The organism is Bacillus sp. FSL L8-0654 (genome assembly GCF_038629965.1).
Classification (GTDB): domain Bacteria; phylum Bacillota; class Bacilli; order Bacillales; family Bacillaceae; genus Bacillus; species Bacillus safensis.
In genome coordinates this window covers 957,557-969,951 of the sequence record NZ_CP152026.1, presented here as the reverse complement: position 1 = coordinate 969,951, position 12,395 = coordinate 957,557, and the positions used below count along the sequence as shown (strand labels likewise).

Here is a 12,395-nt window from a genome sequence, read left to right as displayed (position 1 = left end):
ATGTCTTATTCAAATTGCTGAAATGCAGTTTCTTGCTTGACTGGCGCTTCCTCGACCCCGCGAATGGTTCGAATGACTTTCTGGTTGCGGTAAATCGATAGTTTCAAATTGGTTGCCGCTGTTCCATGAGAATGATCAAGATTCGTGAATGTAAAGAAATGATTTGAACGCTTGTCTTTGAACACAAGCCTGAAGTCGTCTGTCACTTTAAAATGCTCTTCACTTTCCCATTCAATCAAAGGTTCATATGCACTAAACCATTCAGGAATATTTGGTGTGTATCCTGTAGCCAATACAGCATGATTTACAGTTATGCTTTTTTCTTTCTTCAGCTGCCACTGTTTGAGATGCAGCTCCAAAGGCTGATGCTCTCCTCTTTGAATCGCTTCAAGCTCGGTCATTGGCTGAATGAGCACAGATGGCTCTTCACCTGAAACAGAGCGATGATACAGCTCCTGATAAATGCGCGAAAGCGTTGATGCATCGATGCCATTTCTTAATCCTGTCAGCCTAGGCAATGTGTTCATACGTTCTTCATAAGGAAGCGAATGAAAATACTCGACATACTTTGGTGTAAAAAGTTCTTGGCCAAGCTCTGCCGTCTCCAGCTCTCTAAATTCACTAGAACGTGTAAACCATGAAAGCTGCTGTCCTTTCTTTTGATGCTGAAGCAGGTCTAAGAAAATTTCAGCTGCACTCTGCCCTGAGCCGATTACCGCCACCGACTCAGCTTCGTGAAGTGCTTTCTGCTGATCTAAATAACGGCTGCTATGGGTCACATATGAGTATGCTGCTTCAGGCACATCGACTGGAATCATTGGTTTGCTTCCTGTGCCTAACACGACATGCTTTGCACGATACTCAGAAAGCGATCCATCGTTCAGCCGTCTGACTTTCACAAGGTAGCCATCTTGACAGTCCATCACTTCTTCTACCTTCATCCCGAACTGACAGCTGTCTAATTCCCCTGCCACCCATGATAAATACTCATTGAATTCTCTCCGCGGGATATCAAACTGTTCAAATGTATAGAACCGGTGAAGTCTATTTGATTCATGTAAATAATTTAAAAATGTATACCTGCTCCTTGGATTCGCCATTGTGACAAGGTCTGCTAAAAAGGAAACTTGCAAATCCGTTCCTTTGATCAGCATACCAGGATGCCAAGCAAACTCAGACTCTTGTTCAAAAAAACAGCATGAGACATCCTCATACTCCTCTAACAAAGCGGCCAATCCTAAATTGGCGGGCCCAATCCCAATTCCGATCACATCTATCATATGTACACCTGCTTTAACTTTTTATCACTTATATACCCTTTTACAAATGAAAAAAACACTGCGTCATCGCAGTGTTTAAACGTGAGAAACAAATAATGATTCAAGGAACTGAATTTTCTCTTCTGTATAGTGTTCATACCGGTCATTATACGATTTTGGATCTTTTGGATTGGCATACTGCGTAATTTTTCCTGTCCGTGGATCAATAAATTTACTCGCTGCACCGCACCCAATGCCAATGATTGTCTGTACTTCTTCCATGATAATGATATTATACAAACTTTCCTGTCCATCTAATGAATACCCGACATTTTCGAGATTTCCCAAAATATTTTTTTGTCTATATAAATAATACGGGTGATATTGATGTGCTTTCGTCCAAGAGACCGCTTCATCCATCATACGTGTGATTTCTTCTCGGTCTGCTACTTGGTATTTCTCCTTATTGCGCGTCATTTCAGATGCTCTTTTAAAGGAGAGTGTATGCACGGTTAAAGATTCAGGCTTGAGCTCTTCAGTCTGCTGCAAGGAGTGCTGAAATTCTTTGAGCCCTTCTCCCGGCAATCCAATGATTAAGTCCATATTGATATTATTCATGCCGTACTGTCTTGATAAGTGATACTTTTCAATCGTTTCTTCCACACTATGATGCCGGCCAATAGCCTTTAGTGTTTCATTCTCATACGATTGCGGGTTAATGCTAATCCGGTCAATATTGTAGCGGTTTAGCACCTCTAGCTTATCAGGCGAAATCGTATCAGGACGCCCTGCTTCGACAGTCACTTCCCGTATATGCTTCACATCTGGGAACGAGCGATACATTTCTTCATACAGCAAATCCATTTCTTCCGCTGTGATGCTCGTTGGCGTGCCTCCGCCAAAGTATACAGTCGTCACTTTGATTCCATGTTCTTTAAGCCATGCGCCCATTTTTTGCATTTCATAATGCAGACCAAACAAAAACGTTCCCACTCTGCCAGCTTGTCCTTTAATGGCGTAAGCAGGGAACGTGCAATAAGCACATTTTGTGGGGCAGAAAGGAATGCCAATATAAATACTCACTTCCTGCTGAAGGTCATACAGATCTGGAATGGCTTTAAGCTGACGATCGACAATCTCCTGCATCAAATTGATTTTTTCATCATGAATCAAGTAATCACGCTTTAATGCCTCATGTGCATCTTCCTTTGATATGCCTTCTCTCAGCATCTTATGGAGCAATTTCGTCGGACGTATTCCTGTGAGAATCCCCCACTTTTGTGTCATTCCTGTGTGCTCCTGAAGCAAGTGTAAATAAACAGACAGCACTGTGTTTTTGATTTGTTTCCAGCGCTCCTTATCGTTCAAGCTCTCTGGGACATTCCGCGAAAAACGACTGGTGATGTCTGATCCATCGATATGACCAGATGCTTCCACCATGCCATTTTCTTCCTTCCAGCTAAATTCCATGATCAAACCATCATCCAGTTCACTTGGTTCAAACATCACTTCACTATCTTCTTCAAATAAATTGGCTATATTGACAAGCGGGCGATGAAATCGTTCATCTGACAGCCCTTTAATTAAAATTCGCATCATATCACCTTTATCTTCAAACTTGTTTCATTTTACAAAATTTATGTAGGAAAAGCAATGAAGGGAACAGACGAAGGCCCTGTCATTTCTTGATTGACAGGGCCTTCAGTGTATTATCTCTTAATATCGAATTGATGTAAAAATCCTTCTCTTTGCTGCATTCTAAAGTATTCCTTGATCATATAAGCCACACCCTGTTCATCATGCGAGCGCGTCACCCAATCGGCTTTACGCTTGACATCATTGGGGGCATTTCCCATAGCAACGCCTAAACCAGCCAATTCAAGCATTGGAATGTCATCTGTTCCATGACCAATGACAACCGTATCTTCTAAAGTAAAACCGAGTGCAGAGGTTAAAAGAGAAAGTCCCGCTTCCTTTGAAACCCCTTTGCATACAATATTCATTTTCTCATCACTGATCCTAATAAGATCAACAGATGGGAATGCTTGTTGAATGGTCCTGTGAATCTCGGGCTGAAGCTCCGCGGTCGAATATACTTCAATCACTGGAGTACTGACTGGTTCATCCATCAGCATATCACTTAACGATTCAACAAATTGGACGGGATAGAAAATAGGATCAGACGGATGAATGAGCGTCTTTCCCATCAGCTGAGACTGCGTTTTTTTCCGGTTGCCGATCGAGAATTTTTCATGCAGCAAGCGGACATTACAATCGAAGCTTTCAAGGATTTGCACAAGATTAAATGTCTTTTCTTCCGTTAATTTTTTCACATGAAGCGGCTCATCGAGTTTATCGGCGATAAATGCACCACTATGCGTCACAAGGGTTGATGTTGGAATCTTCAACGCCTTGGCAATTTTTTGAGCGGAACGAAAATGCCGGTTGGTGACAATCGTCACGTAAACCCCTTTTTTCTTTACATATTCCACAGCTTCTTTTGTAGCAGAATGGATTTTACCATTGGAACGAAGTAACGTCCCATCTATATTGAGTGCAAGTAGTTTTTTTGACACTGAGGCATCCCCCTTCTTGATGACTGTACTTACGATGAGGATATGCCCTAGCTTGGTGCTTTAGAACATGCAGTTGAAAGAGCCCAAAGTTATGAATGATTGATATAAATAAAAAAAGCCTACCCCTAGGCTTTTTTTTATGTATGGTTTGGATGCGTTACAATGGAGTGATGAAGCTCCCCATGATCCCCTTATCATTTACACACCAAAGCATTGCTTATATCAGATCCCCTTATGATGCTTTGCGTTTCTCCCAGAAGCGCTTCTCTCTCGTTTGGCTCACCGCCATAAATCCCAAGTGAAACGCACCCAATTGTCCCTTGAGAGCGCCTTTTGAAAGCACTTTCAATATAAGTATTATCGCAGAATTTATGTGCTTCGACAACCTTTTTTTAAAAGATATTGAGGAGAAAAGATAAAACAAAAAAGGGCGAATGACATCGCCCTTTCCATTAGTTTTCTTCTGGATTCCCATAAAGCTCTTCAAGTGGCTTCATGATAATTTTATTTAACTCACCGATAAGAACACTCACACGTTGTTCTGCTTCCATCAACTGAGAGATTTTGTCGTGCTGCTGAACAAGAGCAACTGTTTTTTGAGCTTGCTCCACTTCTTCTTGTGTGATCTCTTGACCAGTCATTTGTTTTTGTTGAAGGTTTACTTGAATGTCACGGAAGTTCTCAAACATTCTTTTAGAGGACTCATCCGCGTTTACCTCATCATAAAGATTTCTTAAAGTTGAATATTCTTCGCTATGACGCAATGCTTTTTCAAGGTCATATGCAACATCATAAAGATTTACAGACATGTTATGTCTCCTTTCTATCCGTTATCACCGATATGATCGGCGGACACCACTCCACTATAACAAACTATGGCTTTCGTTTCACATATATACAATGAATTCATTAAAATTTCTATAGCTTGTCTTAGAATAGCGCCACAAAAACAGCCTGGATAGCACCAATCATCCCGCCTAAAAGACCGCCTAGAAATGTTATCATCTTCAGCTCCTTATTAGAGATGCTGACTACAAGCTCTTCCATTTTTTCAAGCGGGAAAAGTTCAATTTGTTCACGAATGATATCTTCAAATTGCAGCTTTGCAAGCAGACTCTCTAAAGCATTTGAAGCCGCTTCGATCCCCTTATCAATCAACACTGGCGCAAAATGTGTTTTAAGGTCATCCGCTACAGCACTGACATATGTTCCAACTGGTTTGTCTAATATCAGCTTTGTAGAGAAATGAGAAAGCAATTGATTTTTCACACTAAAAATAAGTTCCTTCACATTCCATTTTTCATCAAGCTCATGAAGAGAAAATAGCTTCACCTTGTCCCATTCTTGAACAAGTAAATCTGATAAAAATCTTTTTGTTTCTGCGTTTCTTAAAAACTTGATGATTTCGGGATGTACACGATCAATTAAGCTTGAATTCCCTAGAAACATTTGGACCATACTGCCAAGCATTCCCCGTTCTTTTAAGAAATCATCAATCATATTGCCAAGCCTGGCTTTGCCTTCATCACTTTCAAAATAATGAATGCCTCTCTTTAAAATATAATCTGCTGCATCTGGAATTTTTGATGATATTTTGGTTTCCACTTCTACCGGGAGCAATTCAGATAAAGTTTGCTCGTTATATGTTTCAAGCAGTGATTTGAGCTTCTGATCAGACCACTGATGGAGCCATTCATCTGCTTTGACATCAGCCTCTGTTACGCCGAATTTTTCTAGCAGGGAGAATACGGTGATCTCCATATTTGCGCCTTTGTCAATATATTGATGGACTGTACGCAGGATCTCCTGCTTTGCCTCCGATGATTCAAATCGCTTTTGAATACCTTCTGGCGTGAGCAAATGCTCCATAACCATGACACCAACCTGCTTGGCTACTTCGTCTCTTCTTTTAGGGATAAGGCCTGGTGTAAATGGAAGCTGTTTTCCGAATAAGTAATATGGCTTATAAGGCCGAAAAAGCATTTTAATTGCAAGATGGTTTGTCGCTGCTCCTATGACTGCGCCGATAACAATCATAAAGATAAACGTTGTGAATATATTCAAAGTCGTCATCTACCTTTCAAACAACACCCGAGGTTTATTGTTTTGATCTATACGTATTATAGTTGTTGTCAAGTTCCCAAGCAAATGAAGCATGCAGCGAGACATATGATCAAGCGATCTGTCGTAATGATAAAGGAGCGTAAGCTTTATGTAAAATCATAAAAAAATGTTTTTTGATGGTAAAAAAAGAAGTTGAAAAGAAGGTGTTTTTTAATGACAACATTAGGTATTGCGAGCCTTTCTCCGCAGTATGAAGAGGCATTCACACGGCAGCTCGCCAAAGCTGCCTCTTCTTATCATTTAGAGATTGTTCGTTTTACACCATTTGATTTAAAGCCGGCTTCAAATATGATACAAGGCCAAACATATACGAATGGCCAAGGGTTTGCCGACGCACAATTTCCGATTCCCGACTTGATTTATGACCGATGTCTTTACCGGCATGACGCACAATCTAAAAAAGCAAAACCCATCATGGAATGGCTAAAAAAATATCCAAAAACAGATTTTTTGAATACCGGCATTTCAAATAAAATGGTGCTATTTGAGCAGCTCCGTCTCCTCTCTGCTTCACAGCCATATTTACCTGGCTGCTTTTTATTAAAAGAGCCCTCAGACCTGAGCAATATGGTAAGGGGGTACGGGGCTGGCGGTTATTGTAGAATGCAGCCTCTCTCCCATCAGCATGCAGCATCTACTTACTTCATTTCCTTTGATGGCAAATCAACATTTACTGTTCAACTAAGTTCCAATCAAACCATTACATTTTCTCGTACGTCAGAGCTGGAGCGCTGGTGCAAAAAATATGCAGGCCGGTATTTCCTTCAATTTTTCAACACGAATGATCAAAAAGAAATTTCATTCAATGAAATCAAGATTTTCCTTATGAAAGATTCACAAAATCAATGGAAACGCATGGGAATTCACACAAAATCACCTGCAGAAAATAGTCTTTTAAGTCATACACAAAAATCAGCTCCTGTGATAGGCTTTGAACACTATCTAAATACATTGCAGCCACACATCAAGGAACTCCTTTTAGATGATATGGCATCCATTCAGGCATCACTCCCAGCTTATATAGATAAAACTTACTCTCCTTGCTTTGAATTCGCAGTAGACTTACTTCATTCAAGTGAAGGCAGACTTTTCATATCAAATATCAGATCAAAGCCAGGGCGGTCCGCTTTTTTAAAAGTTTATCCTGAGAAGGAACACGAATTGATTCGTATCATTCTTGAACATGCGCAATCGATAAAGTCTCAACCGAAGGAGGTTTCTTATGAACAGAAAGCGCTGCATCATCGCCCCACACCTCACAAGTGAAAAAACAATTCATCTTCCCGTCCATTATAAACAGAAAGATGCCATCTATTCTCTTGCTCTAGGATCTCGTTTAGTAGATGGCTTCAACATTTCCTATCATCAGCATCCAAATAAAATTTTATTATCTGAAGATTTATACAGAGGTTTACTGATTCCTTACCAATCAAAAGCTGATGTGATCATCATTGACCATACACTTTTTATAGGGCCGTTGATGGGCATTTTCACTGCAGGTTTTGAGCAAAGTACACAGCCATTAGGAACGAGATCAGAATTTTTTATCAAACTGCTGCACTCTTTCAGGCAGCATCCTGGTTTTGCCTATCTTTTTGGGTCACATTCTATTGATTGGGAAAAAGGAATTGTAGAAGGACTGTTGTACCACGAAGATTCATGGGTTAAAAAACAGCTTCCCCTTCCGTCAGTCATTTATGACCGGCTTCCAAATAGAAAAGCTGCTCAGTCGGCACTCATTCAAGAAACGAAGCGAAAACTCACTCAAGACTATGATATCCCTTGGTTCAACCCTTACTTTTTTAATAAATGGGAGATTCATGAACAGCTATTAACAGATGAAAAAACATGGTGCTTTCTCCCACATTCTGTACAATTAGATCCCGTGGACGCTCTTAGTAAAATTGAAACACTCCTCCATCTGCATCAAGTTATATATCTAAAACCAACAAACGGAAGTCATGGAGACGGGATTTATCAGTTAAAAAAGGAAAACGACGGAATCACTGTATTCTCAAATTTCGGAAATTCTATTCCATATGATTCAATAGATCAGTTTGTTCAAAGGCTGCGAAAGGATCATGCAATTCATGATTTTATTGCACAACAAGGCATTGAGCTTCTTCAAATAGACAATCAACCGATGGATTTCAGAGTTCAAACGAATAAAAATAAAGAAGGTGATTGGACAGTCACAGCATCAGCAGCAAAGGTTTCTGGAGATCATACCATCACGACTCACCAGTTACACGGGGGAACGGTGAAAACACTTTATGCTGTCTTTCCAGAAGAAAAGAAACGTTTGAAGATTTTACAGCAGCTTTCTCATACTGCCATCATGCTTAGCCAAGTGATAGATAAAAAAATGACCGGACATATTGGTGAAATCGGTTTTGACTTAGGCATTGATCAAACAGGTGCAATTTGGATGTTCGAAGCCAATTCTCGCCCTGGCCGAGAGATTTTCCAGCATGTCTCTTTGAAAAAATCAGAATGGCTGATTGGGAAAAGAATCATGGATTACGCATCTTACCTTTCAAAAACGGCACTCACCACTTCAGATCACGCGAACGTCTATTGACGCTTTTTTGTCACATGTCAGTGCTCTTAAATCTATGCTTTTTCTATGCTCTTTTCATGAGATGAGATACAATAAAATCAAGTTCAAGGTTGTTTCCGTGTTGTCGTGTTTGTTTATTGTTTCATCAATAAAAGCAAGGAGGCAATGATGATATGATTTCTCATTTTCAATGGAAACCCCTTTTTAAGAAAGCACAATTGCCAGGCTGGAAAATATCCTTTTTCCACAATGGTGCACACTATGAAGGCATCTACCACAAAACAGGTGACATTGAATGGGGCTCTCAGCTTCCGCCCCATGAAGTAGAACCAACTTTAAAAGAAGAAATCCACGAATTAATGCTGTTCCATGTCTATGATTAAACTGTTTAAGGAGCCCCGCCATGTTAGAAAAATTAAAACTTGTTTACGGAGACCATATCATCAGCACACCTACTCATGACAAACAAATTCTTTGGTATCAAACAGACGAAGGTGAAATATTTGGAGTAAACAAATCGGAGCTTTCAGAAAGAGAAACACTTCTTCTCAACTCTTTTCTTACACCAATTGATCTATTTCAAAAAGCGCAGACCGAGGATGAACAAAAATGGTTCAGCTATCTTTTTGAAAACAAACCACTAACTGTTCAACATCCCGTCCGTGTTTATTATTTTCAAATGATCCATCAAGAAGAACAAAGACAGCAAATAAAAGAGGCTGTGAATAACAGCCTCGAACATACTCATTTCATATGGACAGGCCCTGAAACAGCTATGCTGATTCAACCAAATGCCACATCAGAAAACAGTCAATTAGATCAGTTAAATGATTTGTCTCTGGCTATTACAAGTGATTTTTTAACAGACTCAGTCTTTATACAAGGACAGCTGCATTTGCCAAATGACCATTTACAGATGAGGTTATTAAATGAACAACAGCTATTTTTATACCATATGCAGCGAGAAAAGCTTAGATCAGGGGCTGCCACATTTTATCAATGCCTGCCTTCGTTCATTTGTTATGATGCATCCGCACTCTCTCATGCTATTTCAGATGCTTTTAAAGAAGCGGTCTTTGACCGGGATGTTTACCGAACTCTCATGACCTATATGCAATGTAATTTAAACGCATCCAAGGCAGCAAAAGCGTTATATGTTCACAGAAACAGTCTTCAATATCGAATTGATAAATTTATTGAGCGCACTGGGCTAGATATACGACATTTTCCAGAAGCATCCGCTGCTTATTTGATGATGACTCTACTCGATCTTTCATAAAGAATGAAGACTTGAGCACCCTGCCCAAAAATGAAAATAGGATGTTGTGCACGTTGTCCATTTACAGACTCTTCCTCATTTTATACACTTTATTTACTAGTAAAGCGCTTTCGAAAAAAGAGGGACTGGGGAGGCTGACATCTAATGGCTGAAATGATGCTCAATCAAATTTATAAAGTATACGATAACAAAGTAACAGCAGTAGACAACTTTAATCTACATATAGAAGATAAAGAATTTATTGTGTTTGTTGGTCCATCAGGCTGCGGAAAATCAACAACCCTTCGCATGATTGCAGGTCTAGAAGAAATATCACAAGGAGACTTTCTGTTAGATGGAAAACGGATGAATGATGTAGCGCCGAAAGACCGGGATATCGCAATGGTTTTCCAAAACTATGCATTATATCCTCATATGAATGTGTACGATAATATGGCTTTTGGATTAAAGCTTCGGAAGTTTCCAAAAGCAGAAATTGATGAGCGGGTTCGAAATGCCGCTAAAATATTAGGGCTTGAGCAATATTTAGACAGAAAACCAAAAGCACTGTCTGGCGGTCAAAGACAGCGTGTTGCACTTGGCAGAGCGATTGTACGTGATGCAAAGGTTTTCCTTTTGGATGAGCCGCTTTCTAATTTAGATGCAAAACTCCGTGTTCAGATGCGTGCTGAAATTTCTAAGCTTCATCAGCGTCTGCAAACAACATTTATCTATGTGACACATGATCAGACTGAAGCCATGACAATGGCAACACGCCTTGTTGTCATGAAAGATGGTTTTATTCAGCAGGTAGGAGCGCCGAAAGATGTATATGAAAACCCAGAGAATGTGTTTGTAGGTGGATTTATCGGCTCACCTGCGATGAACTTTTTTACAGGAAAGCTCTCTGACGGTGCCATTGCGGTTGGAAAAACTCATATTCGTGTACCAGAAGGAAAAATGAAAGTATTACGCAGCCAAGGCTATATTGGAAAGGATGTCATTTTAGGCATCAGACCAGAAGATTTTCACGATGAACCAGTATTTATAGAGGCGTCTGAAGGCACAAAAATTCATGCTGACGTAGAAGTAGCTGAATTAATGGGGGCAGAAACGATGCTTTATTCTTCTATCGATGGTCAATCGTTTATTGCACGTGTTGATTCTCGAACCGATGTACAGGCCGGACAGTCTATCCCTCTTGCGATTAATATGAACAAAGCCCATTTCTTTGATTCGGATACGGAGCTGCGCATCCGCTCAGCAGAATAAAAAGATATATAAGCAGCACCATCACTCATCATTGGGTGATGGTTTTTTGTATGTTAACACAACATTTACCATGTTCTTTTTTCGTATGTTTTTTTCGGAAATAACCATAATACTTAGTACAAAGCAGTTACTGCATTGGGTTTCGCCAAGTGGCAAATGACTTGATCATTTCGCTGGTGCGATTCCAGCAAACCCAACCAAAAAAACAAATCATATACAAAAAGGAGAATCACATCATGGCTAATTCTAATAGTTCAAACCAATTACTAGTTCCTGGAGCAGAGCAAGCGATCGATCAAATGAAATACGAAATCGCTTCTGAATTTGGTGTAAATCTTGGAGCAGAAACAACATCTCGTGCTAACGGTTCAGTTGGTGGAGAAATTACAAAACGTCTTGTGTCTTTCGCTCAACAAAACCTTGGCGGAACAAAAGCTTAATTTCATATCTGGATCATAGAAGGCACCTCTTATGGTGTCTTCTTTTTTTGTTTTTATCCCTCACCAAACTCCTTTCAGCTCATATCATGTAGTAGAAAGGAGCGGATCTTCATGGACATTTTTTCTGGTATGAACTTTGAACTTTTACAATTTGTAGGGATCTCTCTATTATGTGAATATGCTCATAGTATTCGGTCCTTTCATCTTTATAAAAAAAGCATCACATAAAAGTTGTACCAATTTGGGTTCTTTTCACTTATAGTATGTAGTGGAGGGATCGAACAGATGAAAATAGCTCTTTTCGGTGCTCATGGACGTGTAGGACAAGCATTTCTTCGTTTCGTTCAAGTAGATGAGCGTTACATGGTTCGTTCATTGATTCGGACAAACCGAGAAGAAATGCTTGCGGGTATGTTTCAAGTCACCGGCAATTCAAGAAATCGAGAAGATGTGCTTGAGACAATCAAAGGAGCAGATATTGTTGTGAGCTGTCTATCAACAGATGGAGATGATACATTATCTGTTTCAATGGAGCATATCGTACAAGCCATGAAGCAAACGAATACATCAAGAATTATTACAATTGGTACAGCAGGCATTTTAAAAGCAAGGCAGCAGCCGGAGCTCTACCGTTTTGAAACAAATGAATCAAGACGGACCACTTCCCGAGCAGCTAAAGAGCATGCGAAAGCGTTTGAAATCCTTCAATCGACTGATCTAGATTGGACCATTATTTGTCCAACCTATTTACCAGATGGAGAAGTGACACGGTCATATCGCTATGAGAAAGATTTTCTCCCTATAGATGGAAAGAAAATTTCAGTTGAAGATACCGCACACTTTTTATATCAGCAGTTAAATTCGAAGGAGTTTGTACATCAACGCGTCGGCATCGCTTATTGATGA

Annotated in this window: 12 protein-coding genes; 7 read left to right on the top strand and 5 right to left on the bottom strand. The window is 39.9% G+C overall.

Features of this window, described 5'->3' with window-relative positions:
- Positions 1 to 5: 5 nt before the first annotated feature.
- The 5 genes from MHH65_RS04830 to MHH65_RS04810 form a co-directional block, all read right to left on the bottom strand.
- On the bottom strand, positions 6 to 1,280 hold the full coding sequence (locus MHH65_RS04830; RefSeq protein WP_098676776.1) for a SidA/IucD/PvdA family monooxygenase: 1,275 nt from the start codon (positions 1,278 to 1,280) through the stop codon (positions 6 to 8).
- Positions 1,281 to 1,355: 75 nt separating this feature from the next.
- The gene (locus MHH65_RS04825; RefSeq protein WP_098676775.1) at positions 1,356 to 2,855 is read right to left on the bottom strand and encodes a coproporphyrinogen III oxidase; all 1,500 of its coding nucleotides are present in this window, start codon (positions 2,853 to 2,855) and stop codon (positions 1,356 to 1,358) included.
- Between the two features lie 113 nt (positions 2,856 to 2,968).
- Positions 2,969 to 3,835: a Cof-type HAD-IIB family hydrolase gene (locus tag MHH65_RS04820; RefSeq protein WP_039177545.1), complete on the bottom strand. Its 867-nt coding sequence runs from the start codon at positions 3,833 to 3,835 to the stop codon at positions 2,969 to 2,971.
- Between the two features lie 452 nt (positions 3,836 to 4,287).
- Positions 4,288 to 4,644: a YlbF family regulator gene (locus tag MHH65_RS04815; protein WP_024425750.1), complete on the bottom strand. Its 357-nt coding sequence runs from the start codon at positions 4,642 to 4,644 to the stop codon at positions 4,288 to 4,290.
- Between the two features lie 121 nt (positions 4,645 to 4,765).
- On the bottom strand, positions 4,766 to 5,899 hold the full coding sequence (locus MHH65_RS04810; RefSeq protein ID WP_098676774.1) for a DUF445 family protein: 1,134 nt from the start codon (positions 5,897 to 5,899) through the stop codon (positions 4,766 to 4,768).
- A 213-nt stretch (positions 5,900 to 6,112) separates the two neighbouring features.
- On the opposite strand from MHH65_RS04810, the gene MHH65_RS04805 reads away from it, so the two are divergent.
- The 7 genes from MHH65_RS04805 (at position 6,113) to MHH65_RS04775 (ending at position 12,392) form a co-directional block, all read left to right on the top strand.
- Complete coding sequence (locus MHH65_RS04805; RefSeq protein WP_098676773.1) at positions 6,113 to 7,225, top strand: YheC/YheD family protein; 1,113 nt, start codon at positions 6,113 to 6,115, stop codon at positions 7,223 to 7,225.
- Positions 7,182 to 8,540, top strand: a complete 1,359-nt coding sequence (locus MHH65_RS04800) for a YheC/YheD family protein (RefSeq protein ID WP_098676772.1) — start codon at positions 7,182 to 7,184, stop codon at positions 8,538 to 8,540. Before MHH65_RS04805 ends, MHH65_RS04800 begins: the two co-directional genes overlap by 44 nt.
- Positions 8,541 to 8,692: 152 nt before the next feature.
- Positions 8,693 to 8,902: a YheE family protein gene (locus MHH65_RS04795; RefSeq protein WP_003211787.1), complete on the top strand. Its 210-nt coding sequence runs from the start codon at positions 8,693 to 8,695 to the stop codon at positions 8,900 to 8,902.
- Positions 8,903 to 8,922: 20 nt separating this feature from the next.
- Complete coding sequence (locus MHH65_RS04790) at positions 8,923 to 9,798, top strand: helix-turn-helix domain-containing protein (protein WP_024426580.1); 876 nt, start codon at positions 8,923 to 8,925, stop codon at positions 9,796 to 9,798.
- 144 nt (positions 9,799 to 9,942) lie between these two features.
- Positions 9,943 to 11,049, top strand: coding sequence for a sn-glycerol-3-phosphate ABC transporter ATP-binding protein UgpC (ugpC, locus tag MHH65_RS04785; RefSeq protein WP_024425745.1), 1,107 nt, complete (start codon positions 9,943 to 9,945; stop codon positions 11,047 to 11,049).
- Between the two features lie 236 nt (positions 11,050 to 11,285).
- On the top strand, positions 11,286 to 11,489 hold the full coding sequence (locus tag MHH65_RS04780) for an alpha/beta-type small acid-soluble spore protein (RefSeq protein WP_024425744.1): 204 nt from the start codon (positions 11,286 to 11,288) through the stop codon (positions 11,487 to 11,489).
- Positions 11,490 to 11,774: 285 nt separating this feature from the next.
- A complete protein-coding gene (locus MHH65_RS04775) occupies positions 11,775 to 12,392 on the top strand; it encodes an NAD(P)H-binding protein (RefSeq protein WP_024425743.1) in 618 nt (205 codons plus the stop codon).
- Positions 12,393 to 12,395: the final 3 nt, after the last annotated feature.